13 protein-coding genes are annotated in these 16,537 nt (G+C 55.6%); 5 read left to right on the top strand and 8 right to left on the bottom strand.

Annotated elements, in window-relative coordinates; all coding sequences use genetic code 11:
- Positions 1 to 3 precede the first annotated feature (3 nt).
- From A1355_RS18195 to A1355_RS18205, 3 genes are read right to left on the bottom strand one after another with little or no spacing between them, the layout of a single operon-like run.
- Complete coding sequence (locus tag A1355_RS18195; RefSeq protein ID WP_064030694.1) at positions 4 to 495, bottom strand: hypothetical protein; 492 nt, start codon at positions 493 to 495, stop codon at positions 4 to 6.
- A gap of 1 nt (position 496) precedes the next feature.
- Complete coding sequence (locus A1355_RS18200; RefSeq protein ID WP_064030695.1) at positions 497 to 1,123, bottom strand: hypothetical protein; 627 nt, start codon at positions 1,121 to 1,123, stop codon at positions 497 to 499.
- A complete protein-coding gene (locus A1355_RS18205) occupies positions 1,120 to 2,892 on the bottom strand; it encodes a VWA domain-containing protein (protein ID WP_064030696.1) in 1,773 nt (590 codons plus the stop codon). Before A1355_RS18205 ends, A1355_RS18200 begins: the two co-directional genes overlap by 4 nt.
- 129 nt (positions 2,893 to 3,021) lie before the next feature.
- Between A1355_RS18205 and A1355_RS18210 the strand changes: the two genes are divergently transcribed.
- Positions 3,022 to 4,194, top strand: a complete 1,173-nt coding sequence (locus A1355_RS18210; RefSeq protein ID WP_064030697.1) for a phosphoglycerate kinase — start codon at positions 3,022 to 3,024, stop codon at positions 4,192 to 4,194.
- A gap of 66 nt (positions 4,195 to 4,260) precedes the next feature.
- Here the strand turns inward: A1355_RS18210 and A1355_RS18215 are convergent, their stop codons facing one another.
- Both A1355_RS18215 and hslO read right to left on the bottom strand, forming a co-directional pair.
- A complete protein-coding gene (locus A1355_RS18215) occupies positions 4,261 to 5,034 on the bottom strand; it encodes a hypothetical protein (protein WP_064030698.1) in 774 nt (257 codons plus the stop codon).
- 8 nt (positions 5,035 to 5,042) lie between these two features.
- Positions 5,043 to 5,924 carry an Hsp33 family molecular chaperone HslO gene (gene hslO / locus A1355_RS18220; protein ID WP_064030699.1) on the bottom strand — a complete coding sequence of 294 codons (882 nt, stop codon included), beginning with the start codon at positions 5,922 to 5,924 and terminating at the stop codon, positions 5,043 to 5,045.
- Between the two features lie 77 nt (positions 5,925 to 6,001).
- Here hslO and msrA point away from each other — a divergent pair, with 77 nt between their 5' ends.
- The 3 genes from msrA to A1355_RS18235 all read left to right on the top strand — a co-directional run bounded on the left by msrA (position 6,002) and on the right by A1355_RS18235 (position 9,685).
- Complete coding sequence (msrA, locus tag A1355_RS18225) at positions 6,002 to 6,658, top strand: peptide-methionine (S)-S-oxide reductase MsrA (RefSeq protein WP_197471846.1); 657 nt, start codon at positions 6,002 to 6,004, stop codon at positions 6,656 to 6,658.
- Positions 6,659 to 6,891: 233 nt separating this feature from the next.
- Positions 6,892 to 8,745 (top strand): methanol/ethanol family PQQ-dependent dehydrogenase, encoded by a 1,854-nt coding sequence (locus A1355_RS18230; protein ID WP_064030701.1) that lies wholly within the window; start codon positions 6,892 to 6,894, stop codon positions 8,743 to 8,745.
- Positions 8,746 to 8,836: 91 nt separating this feature from the next.
- Complete coding sequence (locus A1355_RS18235) at positions 8,837 to 9,685, top strand: quinoprotein dehydrogenase-associated putative ABC transporter substrate-binding protein (protein WP_064030702.1); 849 nt, start codon at positions 8,837 to 8,839, stop codon at positions 9,683 to 9,685.
- Here the strand turns inward: A1355_RS18235 and malQ are convergent.
- From malQ to glgC, 3 genes are read right to left on the bottom strand one after another with little or no spacing between them, the layout of a single operon-like run.
- Positions 9,682 to 11,187 (bottom strand): 4-alpha-glucanotransferase, encoded by a 1,506-nt coding sequence (gene malQ, locus A1355_RS18240; protein ID WP_396642577.1) that lies wholly within the window; start codon positions 11,185 to 11,187, stop codon positions 9,682 to 9,684. The genes A1355_RS18235 and malQ overlap by 4 nt on opposite strands.
- Positions 11,184 to 12,875, bottom strand: coding sequence for a glycoside hydrolase family 57 protein (locus A1355_RS18245; protein ID WP_064030703.1), 1,692 nt, complete (start codon positions 12,873 to 12,875; stop codon positions 11,184 to 11,186). The genes malQ and A1355_RS18245 overlap by 4 nt, the downstream gene beginning before the upstream one ends.
- Entirely contained in the window at positions 12,865 to 14,145 is a 1,281-nt protein-coding gene (gene glgC / locus A1355_RS18250; RefSeq protein ID WP_064030704.1) for a glucose-1-phosphate adenylyltransferase, read from the bottom strand. Before glgC ends, A1355_RS18245 begins: the two co-directional genes overlap by 11 nt.
- A gap of 214 nt (positions 14,146 to 14,359) precedes the next feature.
- On the opposite strand from glgC, the gene glgB reads away from it, so the two are divergent.
- Positions 14,360 to 16,537: a 1,4-alpha-glucan branching protein GlgB gene (glgB, locus tag A1355_RS18255; protein ID WP_064030705.1), complete on the top strand. Its 2,178-nt coding sequence runs from the start codon at positions 14,360 to 14,362 to the stop codon at positions 16,535 to 16,537.

A 16,537-nucleotide genomic window follows, 5' to 3' on the forward strand; every position in this document is an offset into this window, starting at 1 on the left:
AACTCAATCGAACACGTCGCCCCAATCCGGCGGCGGGTTGCCGGCGGCGGACTTCTCTTTTTCATCGGAAGGCTCGGTCTCTTGTCCGCTGTTGTCGTCCGGCGACTCTTCGCCGGCTACTTCGGCCGTCTCGGAACCCGGCATCGAACTGAGATAACTGTTCAACAAGCGGCACAAACCGTCGTAAAAGCCGCTAACCGCCTGCTGTTGCATTTGCTGCTCGAAAAAACCGTGCAAAAACTGTTTTTCGGCCAAAATCAGACTTTCGGATAACTCCCGCGCCTTTTGCTCGTCCAGCCGGTATTTGCCGACGAGCATCTCAGCCATTTGATCGCTGCGCTGGCCCTGCCGGTCCTTGATATCGTCCAACAAATGCTCCAGCTCCGCCTGACTCTGTTTGCGCTTTCGCCAAGCGACCAGCATCAAGGCAACCAATGCGATCAACAGCACCAACAGCAGATTGACCAACACCACGACCAGCAGCGATTCGTCCATACTACTCCTCTGCCTCGCCAGCGACATTGATCCGGATGCTGTGTTCGGCTTCCGCGAACACTTGCAACATTTTTTTACTGCTGTTTTCCAATTCCAGCGCCGTCTGATTGCCGCTGAACACGCGGGTATATTCGGCGGAAATTTCGTCTATGGTTTTCATCGCGGTGTCCAGCTGTCGAACCAGTTGTTGGTTGATGCGCTCCATGGCCGCCAGCTTGTCGACCTGCCCAACGGCGCCGCTTGTCGGCTCGGGGTGATCGACCAATAGATTCTGGTACGGCTCGGCCAATTCGTCGATTTTTCTCTCGATGTCGGCCAGTGTCGCCAAATCCCGCTGTAAAAACAGCCTAAATATTTGCTGGAACAGGGCCCTCTCGGCTTTGAGTACGGCCGCCAGCACCGATTCGACCGTTTCGACCGGCAAACCGCAGTCTTCGCCTAGAAATTGTTCCAACCGATGTTGTTTGACCAAACTTTGCTCGTCCATTTGATCGATAAAGCGGTCGACTTCCGCCATTTCCCGGCCACGCCGGTTCCGAGACAGGAAAAACAACACTGCCATGAACAGTACCAATACGACTAGGGCTTCCGCCATCAGCACCACGACGACCGAGTCGAGCTGAATCATGCCAACCTCTCCAATAACGCTTGCTGTTTGCGAAATTGCGCTTGCTTAAAGGCCTGGTAACCGAAATAACCGGTTCCGGCGATCAGCAGGTTCAACCCCAGCACAATGCCGGTAACCTGCAACCAATTGGTCTCGCTCACGGGCTCTCCATGAGCGTCCTCGCTCTCTCCCGCGGCCGCATCGCCGTGCGTCGCGCCGTGCTCCGCATCGGCCGCGACATCCGGTTCGGCCGGATGTGTCTCGGAGGCGGTCGGCTCGGCGACAAACCAACTATCGTCTATCGTGACCGGCGGCACCAACGGTTCCAACGCGTTACCGTCCTTGGCCCTGGCGGTGACGCTAAAGCTGACTTGTGTCGTCCCGCCGATCGGAACATCGGCCAAAACCAAGTCCCAGCGCCCGTCGTGCGCGGCCAACGCTCTGGATTCGCCGGCTTGACCCGCTCGGCCGATGCTGACGTTGACGGACATCCCGGTCGTGTCCAGGAGAGCGGTATCGGGAACCAAGGTCAGCGTGACCCGACGCGCGGCAATATCGATCTGCTTTTCGACGGCAATCGGTGCCGCCACCACTTCAAACTCATGGACGATTTCACGCCGGAAAGTCTTGCCGTCGGCCACTACCCGTAACAGATGCTTACCGAGCCCCGGATTCAGCGCATTCCAACCAAAGTAGCCCGCTTCGCCAGTCGCCGCCATATTGGTCGGCGTCTGCTGGTCCACGGTAACCTGCAAGCTCAGCATCGCGAGAAAATCCGCCCTGTCAATCAATTGGCCGCCATCGGTAAAATGCGCTTTGACGGTCAAACCCTGCTTTTCGGTTAAGAAATTCGGCAATTCGCCCAGTTGCAATTTCAAGTCGGTCACGATCATGACTCGGTTATCCGGGTCCACCTCCGCTTCCAGGCGCCATTCGCCGGCGCGCGGCTCTCTGACGGTTATCAGATCGTAATTGGCGCTCTCCAGCCAGGACACGTTGCCGGAGGCGCTTTGCTTGCCGAGCTTTACGCCGTCCGGCGTCCACAACAAAGTCGGCGCCGCGCCGGGCTTCTTGAACACAAGCACCGAAAACTCCTTGATGCTGGCGTCCACCTCGAAGCGATTTCCCGCCAGCGGCAGACTGTCCTTGGGCGCGGCCTTTTGCGCCATCTTAACGAAAACCCGCTGCAACTGGTCGGCCGACTCGGCGACTTCGGCCCATCCGCCGGTCTCGCCCGCCAAGCGTTGCAACAACTCCTTATCGGCTTGAGCGGACAACGCGATGGTCTCGACCTTGACCCGCATTTGCTGCAAGCGCGGTATCCATTCGCTGAGGATACGTTCGCGCGAATCGGCACTCTCCATAATGTCCTTGGAAATATCGACGAAACCATCGGTCAGTAAAATCAGATGTTTATTTCCCGTTCCCGCAAACCCACCGTCCAAGACGCTTTTTATCGCGTCCTCGATATTGGTATAGAGTCCGCGCGAGTGAATATTCGCGGTAGCCTTGCCGGCTTGCTGTTTCCATGCGGGTGAAACCGCGTCGCTAGCCGAAAGGACCTCGGTTTTTTCAGCGAACAAACGTAAACCGGCCTTGGCATTATCCGGTAATAAGTTGACCAGCAAACGGCTGGCTTCAATGCGCAAATTATGCGGATCGTTTTGCTTCATACTGCCGGACACGTCGATCAGCACTTGAATCTCGTCGGTCGCAGGCACTTGCGCCTGGAGACATGCGCTCCAGGCGACCAACCAGCCGATCACCGCAAAAATTAACGCTTTGGCCATGAATCTATCCGCGAAAGAGGGCAATAGATTGCAAATATAGTTCAAGCCTCCCACGGGAAGACGACTTTTATTCGGCCGGCGCCGGTTACACTTTATAATGGCGACACTATTACACACAAAGGAGAGCTTATGTCTATCAAACGAATGGTCGATCTGGATCTGGCAGGCAAGCGCGTGTTGATCCGCCAGGATTTGAACGTGCCGGTGAAGGACGGCAAAGTCACCAGCGATTTGCGCATCCAAGCCAGCGTACCGACCGTGGAAAAGGCCTTGGCCGGAGGCGCGGCGGTCATTTTGATGTCGCATCTGGGCCGTCCCACCGAAGGCGAATACGACGAAGCTTCCAGCTTGAAACCGGTCGCCGAACGTTTTTCGCAATTGCTCGGCAAACCGGTGCGGTTGGTGAAAGATTGGCTGGATGGCGTGGATGTCGCGGCCGGCGAAGTCGTGCTGTGCGAGAACGTCCGCTTTAACAAAGGCGAGAAGAAAAACAATGCCGAGCTGGGCCAAAAGATGGCCAAATTGTGCGATATCTTCGTGATGGACGCCTTCGGCACCGCCCACCGCGCCGAAGCCTCCACCCACGCCGTCGCCGAATACGCGCCCGTCGCGTGTGCCGGCCCGTTGCTGGCGGCGGAGCTGGACGCGCTGGGCAAGGCGCTGGAAACCCCGGCTCATCCGCTGGTCGCCATCGTCGGCGGCTCCAAGGTGTCCACCAAGCTGACCGTGCTGGAATCCTTGTCCACCAAGGTCGATCAATTGATCGTCGGCGGCGGCATCGCCAATACCTTCATCGCGGCGGCTGGCTATAACGTCGGCAAATCGTTGTACGAAGCCGATTTAATCTCTGAAGCTCAAAAACTGATCGCGGCCGCCAAGCAACGCGGCGCCGACATCCCGGTACCGGTTGACGTGGTCTGCGCCAAGGAATTTTCGGAATCCGCCGCGGCAACGGTCAAAGCCGTTAGCGACGTGGCCGACGACGACCTGATCTTGGACATCGGGCCGGAAACCGCCCGGCAATATGCCGACATTCTGAAAACCGCCGGCACCATCGTTTGGAACGGCCCGGTCGGTGTGTTCGAAATCGATCAATTCGGCGAAGGCACCAAATCGCTGTCGCTGGCGATTGCCGAAAGCCCGGCGTTTTCGATTGCCGGCGGCGGCGACACCCTGGCAGCCATCGACAAATATGCGATCGCCGACAAAGTGTCTTATACATCGACCGGCGGCGGCGCTTTCCTGGAATTTCTGGAAGGCAAGGAATTGCCGGCCGTGGCGATTCTGAAAACCCGCGCTTAACCGCCGCAAGCTCGGCGAGGCGAGGCGAGGCGAGGCCAACCGGCCGCCTCGCCACTTATCGGTTATCTACAAGCCCGCCACCTTTTTTTCGTCTTCGTCCTGGAAATTGCGATAGTTGATCGATATTTTTAGGCCGGCAAAGCGGCCGGACATTTTGACCAACTCGGACGTGGCCTTATCGAAGGTCAGGCGCACTTCGCTCAAAGCCCGATCTTCGTAACCTTCCTCGATCTCGCGGGCATCCAAGCGGAAGTGGTATTTATAAATTTCCTGTTTGTCTTCATTCTCGACTTCCAGCGGTTCACCCAATTGTTTGACCACGACAGCCTTTTTCGGCAGTTTTGCGGCGATTTTTTCCATCTGGTCCGCTTTGGCTTTCAACTGCTGTTTTTCTTCATTGATCTCGGCACCGCCCAACGAACGGAACGAAGCTTCCAAAAACTCCGGCGGCGCAATCTGTAAAAACAGATTGGAAAATGTCCAGTCGGTGATTTTGTCTTCTTTATTAAAGGCCAGATCCAGATAAAAACTGATTTCCGGATTGATCGGCTTGCCGTCCTTGTCGATCTTGCGAAACCAATAGCGCCATTTTTTGCCATCGCCGATTCTTTCCTCGCTGCTGGCGTGCAACTTGGCCAACGACACGAAATCTTGGCTTAGCAACCTCGGCTCCTTGAAATGCACGGTGAAATCGTCTTTAGACGTCACCGCGAAATAGCGGTCGAATTCGTCCATTTGCAGATAAGTCTGATAGGCGTGCAGCCAGTGCAGGCAGCCGGTCAACGTGGAGAGCAGGCCAAAGGCCAACACTAATCGAAAAATGCGGGTGACTTTTTTCATGCGCGTCCTCAATGTCTGGTCGGCGACGGCAGGCCGCTGTCGACCGCCGAATTGTTCAGTAAATGCTCGACATCGACTTTGTCGTAGCGGTATTGGGCTCCACAGAACTGGCAATCGACTTCGATGTCGTCGCGTTCGCGCAAAATAGCCTCCAACTCGGACCGTCCCAACGCCGATAAAGTGCCGGCAATTTTTTGCCGCGAGCAACTGCATTGAAATGCCACCGGCTCGACTTCGTATAGTCTGACCTGTTCCTCGTGAAATAAGCGATGCAAGATGTCCTCGCAGTCCAGGCCCAGCAATTCGTCGGCGGTGACGGTGCCGGCCAGGATTTCCAAACGTTCCCAATCCGCTTTGTCGGCGGATTCCCCAGGCAAGGCTTGCAGAAGCAAGCCGGCGGCATGCGTGTTACTCGCAAACAACCACAAGCGGGTATCGAGCTGCTCCGACTGCCGAAAATAAGTCGTCAGTACCTCGGCCAAACTGTCTTCGGTGACCGCGACGATGCCTTGGTAGGGTTCGCCGCTGTCGGACTCCACGGTTAACACTAGTCGGCCGCCGTTGCCGACCATTTCCCGCAACGTTTCACCGTTCACCTCGGGTTGACTGCGCACCAGCCCGCGAATCCGCCGCTCGTTGCTGGATTGGGCGACCAGCGCGCGCAGATCGCCGCCGCCCTGCACCTGCAAAATCATCGCGCCCTTAAACTTGATGGTCGCCGACAATAGCACCACCGCCGCCAGTGCCTGTCCAAACTGAGCGTCGACCGCGTCGTTCGGCAAAGACTGATGCTGCTTAGCATCTTGCAAGCTGTGTTGCAACCTGACCCATACGCCGCGCGCACCGGCTTCTTCAAATAGAAACCGCCTTAAACAATCTTGTTGTGTCATATCGTTCCGAAACCTATCCAAATCGAGACGGGATTATAATCCCCGCCATGCTTCGATTCGACCACGGGATGTCCACCATGTCTATTCTGTTTAAAAAATCCGCAATGCCCAGCCCTGAACAAGCCTTACCCGGCCGCCGCAATCCGATTGCCAGCGGCAGTAAGCATCACGTCAGCGGCAACGGCTACCACCCACCGTTTCCGGCATCCATGCAACAAGCCGTCTTCGGTCTGGGCTGTTTTTGGGGCGCCGAGCGAAAATTCTGGCAACAGGCCGGCGTACATGCGACGGCGGTCGGCTATGCCGGCGGATTCACCCCCAACCCCACCTACCAGGAACTCTGTACCGGGATGACAGGTCACGCCGAAGTCGTTTTGGTGGTATTCGATCCGGCCCTACTCGATTACCGCCGCTTGCTCCAGGTTTTCTGGGAATCGCATGACCCAACGCAAGGTATGCGCCAGGGCAACGACGTTGGCACCCAATATCGTTCGACCATTTACTGCTACACCGAACAGCAACTCGCCGAAGCGCTGGCCAGCCAACAACAATACCAACAACGCCTTAGCGCGGCCGGCTTCGGCTCGATCACGACGGAAATCGCCCCGGCGCCGAGCTTCTACTATGCCGAGGAAGAGCACCAGCAGTACTTGGCCAAAAACCCGGACGGTTATTGCGGTTTGGGGGGATGCGGAATTTCCTTCGCGGAACCGCTCGATGTCCGAAAAAGCTAAGGCATTATCAGGCTTGACATTATTCCCGCCAACCGGGATTCCCAGAGTTTTTCCGGTTGACTTTTAGGAAAAAATCCTTCAATTTACGCGCTTGGCGTGGCTTAGCCTAGGCTGTGAGCGGCCGGTAGCGGGCGTTTCGGGCAGTCATCCAAACAGAGCTTTAAAACTAATATTAGTCTTAACAACACAAAATCGTACTCTGTGTACATCCGCAGATTACCAGGAGGAAACATATGAAGAAGCCTGTAACAAACTGGCTGCTTGCTTCGACTGTAGCTACTATTCTTGCTGCACCAACTGTCTCTACCGCTAACGACGACTTAGAAAAATTAACCCAAAACCCTGCCAACTGGGCTTCTTGGGGCGGCGACTACGCCGGCACTCGTTATAGCAAACTGTCGCAAATCAACGCTCAAAACGTTAAAAATCTGCAACCGGCTTGGTCTTTCTCCACCGGCGTTCTGCGCGGTCACGAAGGCGGTCCCCTGGTTGTTAACGGCGTTCTGTACATCCACACTCCGTTCCCTAACACCGTTTACGCGATCGACCAAAAAACCAAAGCGGTCATCTGGGAATTCACCCCAACCATGGATGCCGACGTCACCATCCCCGTGATGTGCTGCGATACCGTTAACCGCGGCTTGGCTTACGGCGACGGCAAAATCTTCCTGCAGCAATCGGACACCGTACTGACCGCGCTGGATGCTAAAACCGGCAAACGTATTTGGAGCGTGCAAAACGGCGATCCGAAACTGGGCATGACCAACACCAACGCCCCTATCGTTGTTAAAGACAAAGTTCTGACCGGTATTTCCGGCGGCGAATTCGGTGTGCGCGGCTTTCTGGCGGCCTACGACATCAAAACCGGCCAATTGGCGTGGAAAGGTTACAGCATGGGTCCCGACAAGGACACTCTGATCAAACCGGGCAAATCCACCACCTGGCAAGACGGCAAAGTCACCCCTCTGGGACCTGAGTCCAGCTTGGCTACCTGGAAAGGCGACCAATGGAAAATCGGCGGCGGCACCACTTGGGGCTGGTACTCTTACGATCCTAAACTGAACTTGGTCTATTACGGTTCAGGCAACCCATCTACCTGGAACCCTGTACAACGTCCGGGCGACAACAAATGGTCCATGTCTTTGTGGGCGCGTGACGCCGACACCGGTGAAGTTAAATGGGTTTATCAAATGACCCCGCACGACGAATGGGACTACGACGGTATCAACGAAACCGTTCTGGTCGATCAAGAAGTCAAAGGCAAAATGCACAAAACCATCGTTCACTTCGACCGTAACGGCGTGGGATATACCCTGGACCGCGAAACCGGCGAATTGTTGGTTGCCGAAACCTTCGACAAATCCGTCAACTGGCTAACCCATGTCGACATGAAATCAGGCCGCCCACAAGTGGTACCTGAATTCTCTACCGAACATAACGGCGAAGACGTCAACACCGTTGGCACTTGCCCTGCAGCTTTGGGCGCGAAAAACCAACAACCGGTTTCTTACTCTCCACAAACCGGCCTGTTCTACATCTCAGGCAACCACTTGTGCATGGAGTACGAACCGTTCGAAGTTAGCTACACCGCCGGCCAACCTTACGTCGGCGCAACTCTGAACATGATGCCGGCTGGCGCCGATGTTCTGACCGGTAAAAAAGACGGCACCACCAACCTCGGCCAATTCACCGCATGGGATGCTAAAACCGGCAAAATCGCTTGGTCCAACAAAGAGCAATTCTCTGTTTGGTCAGGCTCTGTTGCTACCGCGGGCGGCGTCGTATTCTACGGCACCCTGGAAGGTTACCTGAAAGCGGTTGATGCCAAAACCGGTAAAGAATTGTACAAATTCAAAACCCCATCCGGCATCATCGGTAACGTCAATACCTGGGAATTCGAAGGCAAACAATATGTTGGCGTTCTGTCGGGTATCGGCGGCTGGGCAGGTATCGGTATCGCGGCCGGTCTGGACGACGGCTCGTCATCAACCAACTCGGAAGGTTTGGGCGCGGTGGGTGCGTACAGAAGCTTAGGCTCCTACACCAAATTGGGTGGTACACTCACTGTGTTCGCCCTGCCTAACTAAGATCCAACCTTAAGATCCGCGTTAAGCAAGCCTTGGCCGAGCAATCGGCCAAGGCTTTTTTGTGGCTTCATGAAAACGAAGGAAGAAGACTATGACTTACAATCGATGCGTAGCCGCGCTGGCACTGAGCTGCGCGGCCGTTACCGGCCAAGCCGACGAGAATAAATTTCGGGTTTGTGCCGACCCGCTGAATCCCCCTTATTCCACCAAGGAACTTAGCGGCTACGAAAATAAAATCGCGGCCCTCTTCGCCAAACAACTGGGTCAGGAATTGGAGTTCACTTGGTTTCCGGAACGGATGGGCTTTGTCCGCAACACCTTGAAAGCCGAAAACGACAACGGCCAGGGTTTTAAATGCGACGTGATCATGGGCGTGCCGGCGGGTTTCGATTTGACCGATACCACCAAACCCTATTTTCATTCGACTTATGTGTTGTTGATCGCCAAAGGCCGAGGCTGGGACGATATCCACGACCCGATGCAACTAACGCAACTGCCGTTGGAAAAGCAGGAAAAGCTGAAAATTGCGATGTTCGACCGTGGCCCCGGCACCGAATGGTTGCAACGCAACGGCTTGCTGGAATACGGCGTTCCTTATCAAAGCATGACCGGCGACGGCGAACACAATACGGCGATGCAAATTGAAGCCGATCTGAGCACCGGCAAGATCGATATGGTGATTTTGTGGGGACCGATGGCCGGCTACGTTCAATCGAAAAACCCGAAGAACCAGTATATCGCCATTCCGATGCAGTCCACGCCGGGCATGCGCTTCGATTTCTCAATCGCGATGGGCGTGCGACAAGGCGACAGCAAGCGCAAACAACTTTTGAACGACCTGATTGCCAAGAACTTCGATGAAATTCAGCAAATCATTGCCGGCTACCGGATTCCGTTATCGCCGATTCCCAGCACTCCCGCCAAGCAAGACAACGACTAACGCGGACCTCGGCCGAACAAGCGTATCAAGTGTTCGAAATGACCGGCTTTGTCGCCGGTTAATTGCGACCAATCGAAACGCCAGCGCCAGTTACCCTCGGTGGTACCTGGCGTATTCATCCGGTCGGCGGAGCCAAGTTTCAAAATATCCTGCATCGGGATAATAGCCAAGTTGGCTACCGAGCCCAACGCGGCGTGAATTAAGGCACTAGGCATCGGCAGGCTGGACCAGCCCAAATAGTCGTATATGCGCTGCTTGTCGGTATCGTTAAGCGCGTCGAACCAGCCTTGGGTGGTGTCGTTGTCGTGCGTACCGGTGTACACCACGCAGTTACGCCGGTAATTGCAAGGCAAATAGGGATTGCGAGCGTCGTCGCCGAATGCGAACTGCAAAATTTTCATACCGGGCAAATTAAAATCGTCGCGCAAGGCTTCTACTTCGGGGGTGATGATACCCAAGTCCTCGGCGACCAAGGTTAAAGCCGGAAAATGCTGCTGAATCGCTGCCAACAGCTCGCCACCAGGCGCCGTCACCCAGCGACCGTTGACCGCGGTGTCTTCGCTGGCCGGGATTTCCCAAGCCGCTTCCAAGCCCCGAAAATGATCGATCCGCAAAATATCGAACATTTCATACTGCGCTTCTATCCGATCCAGCCACCATTTGAAGCCGGTCTTTTTCAGGTAGACCCAGTTGTAATGCGGATTGCCCCAACGTTGCCCGAACTCGGAAAAATAATCCGGCGGCACGCCGGCCACGACATCCATTTCACCCAACGGGTTCAACTTGAAAGCTTCGCGGTTGGCCCAGACGTCGGCACTGTCGTAGGACACGAAAATCGGAATATCGCCGAACATCAGCACGCCTTTGCTGGAAGCATAAGCCTTTAGCTCGTCCCATTGCTTGAAAAACACATACTGCTCGAACTTGATGCCTTCGATGACCGCCTTCAACAACTGCCGGGACTCGCTCAAGGCATCCGGCTTACGTTGCTTAAGACCATCCGGCCATTCGTTCCAACTTTTGTGTCCGAACACGTTGCGTAGCGCTATGAACAGCGCAAAATCGTCCAGCCAACTCGACTTGTCCTGGCAAAACTGCTTGAAATCCTGCTGGGCCGATACATCCGCCAGCACTTGAAAGCCGTAAAACGCCTTAGTCACCAGACAGCTTTTGCTCAATTCACCATGACCTGAGCAATCGTTGCAGCGGTCCGCCAGTTGCAGCCAACCTCTATCCACCAACCAGTCAATACTGATCAAGGCCGGGTTTCCGGCATGAGCGGATAAACATTGATAAGGAGAACCGTCGCCATGCGGCATGCCTAACGGCAGGGTTTGCCAGATCGTGGCGCCGACATCGTGCAGAAAGTTGACGAAGTTGAACGCTTCCGATCCCAAGTCGCCGCACTCGCCATGCCCCGGTAACGAAGTGATATGCAGCAAAACACCCGCGCGACGTCTATCCAAGCCAACCCCCAAAAACCGTTTTTCGAATTCGTTCAAAGTTCATTACCGCGCCGCATTGCGCCGCCCATCGCCGGACTACCGCTGCCTTGAGTGAAGGATAAGGCTAAATAGCCGGGCGGTTCCTCGCCCAAGAGCCGATACAAATTGGTTAAATTCAATCGGTACTGCTTTTCGAAATCGCTGACCGCCTCGCCGGGATTGTAGTCACCGAACCACCAAAACCAATCGGACCCTTCGCACACCGCCAACTGTACTCGCGCCTTTTCCTGCTGTTGATCGGACAAGCGGCCATCCTGCACCGCGTTGTCGAACGCCTGCTTGACGTCCCCCAACATATCCCAGCCGCAGTTTTTATCGGCGTCGCCGATCCAGGTCGAGAACGTGCCGTAAACCCAACTGCCTGCAACCAGACGCGGCAATGGCTGTACTTGAGCTTCGGCACCTTGCAGGTATTCCGAAAACGTCGTCAACTCTATCCGTGGATGTTCGCCGAGCCGGCGATACAAAGCGCTCAAAAAATGATAGCCGTTATCCGGAAAATACTCCCAGGCATTTTCACCGTCCATGATAATCGAAACCAACGGCGGCCGAGCCTCGTAATCCGCAATATTTTCCAGATGCTGAATCAGGTCGGCCACGGCATCGTCGGCATGCCATTTGGAATATTCGAAGCCAATCAGATCGGACAAACCGTCGTCCCGAAAAAAGCACACCGTGCTGGCCGATGCCAACCGGAACGCTTGATGCACGCTAGTTTTACCGGCCAGATCGGAGGCCCGCAAGCTATTGTGCAAGACATTACCGCCGCTGGCGGCCCAGTGAAAACCGAACTCGCCGAGTATCGCCAGCGTACGCTCGCTGACGCCACCTTCGGATGGCCAACAACCGCGCGGTTCGAAACCGAAAAAGTGTCGAAAGGTGTTGATCCCCTTCCGCAAGTGCCAGCATACGCGCTCTTCACCGCCGGGGTAATCCGGCAATTTAGGCAAAGCCACTTCCGGCATCGCCTCTCGGGCACTGGCGATATCCAACATCAACGGCATGATCGGATGCGCGTATGGCGTCACCGATAATTCGATACGGCCCTTACGGGCTAATGCCTTATAGCGATAAATCACTTTAGACAACAAGTCGCCGATCACCTCGACGATTTCTATCCGGTCGTGCAACGTGAACGCCGCGCCTTTTTCGATCAAGCGTTTGATCCGGTTGTCCGTCAACTTGACGGTTTCGCCCATCCAGATCAAGTGATACCAAACCAGGATATCGGAAACGAATTGGGCGTTGACATATTTAATGGCGTCCTGATGCCCGAGAATCCAATCGGCCATGTCGATCAATTTGCGGAAGGCCGGATAGCGGTCGATTTGGCGTTCGCGGTTAGCTTTTTTACAATCGCGCAGCAGTTTCAGACGTTTGTCCGGGTCGGCCGACGCCGTCGGCTCGACCAACGCGGCCAACAACGGATCCTTCATAGCGATCCGATCATGCAGATAGCCGGTCACCTGATTAGAATAATCTTCGATTTGCTCCAGCAAAATCGGCGCGAAATTGACAACCGCCTTAGCCGACGGAGCCGCCTCCAAATGGGCGACCATATCGACGTAATCCTTGATGACGTGCAGATAAGTCCACGGCAATTTGAATTCGCCGCTCTGCGTGTCGCGGTACTCCGGCTGGTGCATATGCCAGCACAGCACCAGCTTGAGTTTTTTACCGGACATAATGCCGTCTTTGACCGAGCATCTCCGGCGTCACCAACACCACACCGCCCTCGCTGACATAAAAGCGCTTTTCGTCGTCGGCGCGGTTCTCGCCGATCACGGTGCCTTCCGGCACTTGGCAGCCCTTCTCGATAATTGCCTTGTCGATCCGGCAATGCCGGCCGATGTTGACTTCCGGTAGCACCACCGAATCCTTGACGGTCGTATACGAGTTTACGCGCACCTGCGAAAACAACAGCGAATGGCGCACCGTTGCCCCGGAAATCACGCAACCGCCGGACACCATCGAATCGATCGCCGCGCCCCGTCTATCGTCGTCGTCGAACACGAACTTGGCCGGCGGCGTTTGCGCCTGATAGGTCCAGATCGGCCAGGTGTTGTCGTACAGGTTCAAGTCCGGCTTGACGCCAATCAATTCCATATTGGCGGCCCAGTAAGCGTCTATGGTTCCGACGTCACGCCAATAGCTTTGCTGGCCGCTTTGCAAATCCAGGAAGGGATAGGCATACACCCGATATTTGTCAATGACGGCCGGAATAATGTCCTTACCGAAATCGCGGCTGGAGGCTTTGGTGTCGGCGTCCTTGATTAATTGCTCGAACAAAAAGCGGGCGTTGAAAATATAGATACCCATCGACGCCAATGCGGTATTGTCGCGACCCGGCATCGCCGGCGGGTTATCCGGTTTCTCGACAAAGGATTTAACCCGGCGCTCGTCGTCGACATGCATCACGCCGAATGCCTTGGCATCTTCCAACGACACTTCGATGCAACCGATCGTCAAGTCGGCTTTGTTGGCGACGTGATCGGCCAGCATCACCGAATAATCCATTTTATAAATGTGGTCGCCGGCCAAGACCAACACGAACTCGGGATTTCGCGCCCGCAGAATATCAATGTTTTGATAGATGGCGTCGGCGGTTCCCTGGTACCAGGAATGTTCGTCGTGGCGCTGCTGAGCGGGCATCAAATCGACGTACTCGCCGAATTCGCCGCGTAAAAAACCCCAGCCTTGTTGAATGTGGCGAATCAGCGAGTCGGCTTTGTATTGCGTCAAAATGCCAATCTTGCGGATATCCGAATTGATGCAATTGGACAGCGGAAAGTCGATGATCCGGAACTTGCCGCCGAACGGTACCGCCGGCTTCGCCCGCCAATCGGTCATGTCCTTAAGTCGCGATCCCCGGCCACCAGCCAAAATCAAGGCTATGGTGTTACGGGTCAAATCGTTGACCCGTCTTTCCTGTAGATTTGTATCGACGACTGACATGAGCATCCTCTAAGAAAAAATAAGCGACACCGATGGCCGCCCGGGATGGGCATATCGGCGGATTTGTCGGCATGGCACTTGCCGCGTCCGAGCATTATCGTTACTCTTCGCGAAAAAGTAAAAGCCAAGCGATTTGTTACCGAGTAGTCTATCCTGCCTGGCATGGCTGTCCCTGCCAACCATCTAACAAAACTATAACCGAAGGCGTTGCATCATGAACAAGCCAAGCCCATCCCTGCCGCTCGATCCGGAAATCGTCAAAATCATCGAGGCCAGACATCACGACCCCTTTTCCGTGCTGGGTCGCCACGGCCAGGACCGCGATACCGTCGTCCGCGTGTTTCTACCCTACGCCGAAAGCGTGAGTCTGGCCGCCGACGGCGGCGATTTCGTAAGACTACCGGATACCGACGTATTCGAATACCGCCCCGGCACCGGCGACGTTCCGAAGCATTACCAATTGGCCTGGACCGACAAGGACGGCAACGACCACCTCCAATACGATCCCTATTGTTTCGGCCCGGTACTGCCTGAATTCGACCAACACTTGTTCGCGGAAGGCCGCCATTGGCACATCTATCAAAAACTCGGCGGTCACCGCCAAAGCGTGGCCGGGATAGACGGCGTGTCTTTCTCGGTCTGGGCGCCCAACGCGCAACGCGTCAGCGTCGTCGGCGACTTCAACCGCTGGGACGGCCGCTGCCATCCGATGCGCAGCTTGGGCGGCAGCGGAATCTGGGAAATCTTTATCCCCGGTTTAACCGTGGGCTGCTTGTACAAATTCGAAATCATCAATCGCAATTCCGGGGAATTGCTGGTTAAAACCGACCCCTACGGCCAACAATTCGAATTCCGCCCGCAGACCGCCGCGATCGTGGTCGATGAAGATCGTTACGTCTGGCACGACGGCGAATGGATGGACCAGCGCGCCCAACATGACTGGCTGCACCAACCGATGTCGATCTATGAGGTGCATTTGGGCTCGTGGCGGCGCGACCAGCGCGGCAACTTCCTGAACTATCGCGATTTGGCCGAACAATTGGTCGATTACGTCAAAGCGTTGGGCTTTACCCATATCGAGTTACTGCCGATCACCGAACACCCGCTCGATGCGTCCTGGGGGTATCAGACCACCGGCTATTTCGCGCCCACCAGCCGCCACGGCACGCCGGACGACTTCCGCTATTTCATCGACCACTGCCACCAAAACGGCATAGGCGTGATCCTGGATTGGGTGCCGGCCCACTTTCCCAAGGACGCCTTCGCGCTGGCCCGCTTCGACGGCACGGCCCTGTATGAGCACGAGGACCCGCGCAAGGGCGAACACCGCGACTGGGGAACCTTGATCTACAACTACAGCCGCAACGAAGTGAAAAACTTCCTGCTGTCCAGCGCCTTCTTCTGGCTGGAAGAATTCCACCTGGACGGCCTGCGCGTCGATGCGGTGGCCTCGATGCTGTATCTGGACTATTCGCGCGAAGCCAACGACTGGATTCCCAATATGTACGGCGGCAACGAGAACCTGGAAGCGATCGACTTCCTCCGCCACATGAATACCGTCACCCACGAGCAACACCCCGGCACCGTCGTGATGGCCGAGGAGTCCACGTCCTGGCCGCAAGTCACCCGGCCGACCTGGACCGGCGGCTTGGGCTTCTCGATGAAATGGAACATGGGCTGGATGCACGACATCCTGTGCTACATGCAACAGCAACCCATCCACCGCGCCTACCACCACGACCAACTGACCTTCGGCTTGCTGTACGCGTTTACCGAAAACTTCATCCTGCCGTTTTCGCACGACGAAGTGGTACACGGCAAACAGTCGATGCTTAACAAAATGCCGGGCGACGAATGGCAGCGTTTCGCCAATCTGCGCCTGCTCTATACGATGATGTTCACCTATCCCGGCAAAAAACTGTTGTTCATGGGCAGCGAGTTCGGCCAAGGTACCGAATGGAGTTTCAATCGCACGCTGGACTGGTACGTACTGGACTACGCCCACCATGCCGGTCTGCAAACCCTGGTCAAGGATCTGAATCGCCTCTATACCAGCCATCCGGCCTTGTACCGCTTCGATTTCGAGCACGCCGGCTTCGAATGGATAGACTGCCACGATTACCAGCAGTCCATCATCAGCTACCGGCGTAAATCGGCCCACGAAGAGCTGATCGTGATTCTGAACTTCACCCCGGTGCCGCGCGAACGTTACCGAATCGGCGTGCCGCAACCCGGTACCTACGTCGAAATCTTTAACTCGGATTCTCACTATTACGACGGCAGCAACACCGGCAACGGTAGCGTACTGTCCGAGCCGCAGCCCTGGATGGGGATGGAGCATTCGATCTCCGTCACTCTTCCGCCGTTAGCCGGCATCATATTAAAAATGTAA

The sequence above is a fragment of the Methylomonas koyamae genome (genome assembly GCF_001644025.1).
In the GTDB taxonomy this organism is placed as follows: domain Bacteria; phylum Pseudomonadota; class Gammaproteobacteria; order Methylococcales; family Methylomonadaceae; genus Methylomonas; species Methylomonas koyamae_A.

Coding starts and splice junctions, on each gene's coding strand:
- A1355_RS18195 (WP_064030694.1), bottom strand. CDS start 495: ATGGACGAATCGCTGCTGGTCGTGGTGTTGGTCAATCTGCTGTTGGTG.
- A1355_RS18200 (WP_064030695.1), bottom strand. CDS start 1,123: ATGATTCAGCTCGACTCGGTCGTCGTGGTGCTGATGGCGGAAGCCCTA.
- A1355_RS18205 (WP_064030696.1), bottom strand. CDS start 2,892: ATGGCCAAAGCGTTAATTTTTGCGGTGATCGGCTGGTTGGTCGCCTGG.
- A1355_RS18210 (WP_064030697.1), top strand. CDS start 3,022: ATGTCTATCAAACGAATGGTCGATCTGGATCTGGCAGGCAAGCGCGTG.
- A1355_RS18215 (WP_064030698.1), bottom strand. CDS start 5,034: ATGAAAAAAGTCACCCGCATTTTTCGATTAGTGTTGGCCTTTGGCCTG.
- hslO (WP_064030699.1), bottom strand. CDS start 5,924: ATGACACAACAAGATTGTTTAAGGCGGTTTCTATTTGAAGAAGCCGGT.
- msrA (WP_197471846.1), top strand. CDS start 6,002: ATGTCTATTCTGTTTAAAAAATCCGCAATGCCCAGCCCTGAACAAGCC.
- A1355_RS18230 (WP_064030701.1), top strand. CDS start 6,892: ATGAAGAAGCCTGTAACAAACTGGCTGCTTGCTTCGACTGTAGCTACT.
- A1355_RS18235 (WP_064030702.1), top strand. CDS start 8,837: ATGACTTACAATCGATGCGTAGCCGCGCTGGCACTGAGCTGCGCGGCC.
- A1355_RS18245 (WP_064030703.1), bottom strand. CDS start 12,875: ATGTCCGGTAAAAAACTCAAGCTGGTGCTGTGCTGGCATATGCACCAG.
- glgC (WP_064030704.1), bottom strand. CDS start 14,145: ATGTCAGTCGTCGATACAAATCTACAGGAAAGACGGGTCAACGATTTG.
- glgB (WP_064030705.1), top strand. CDS start 14,360: ATGAACAAGCCAAGCCCATCCCTGCCGCTCGATCCGGAAATCGTCAAA.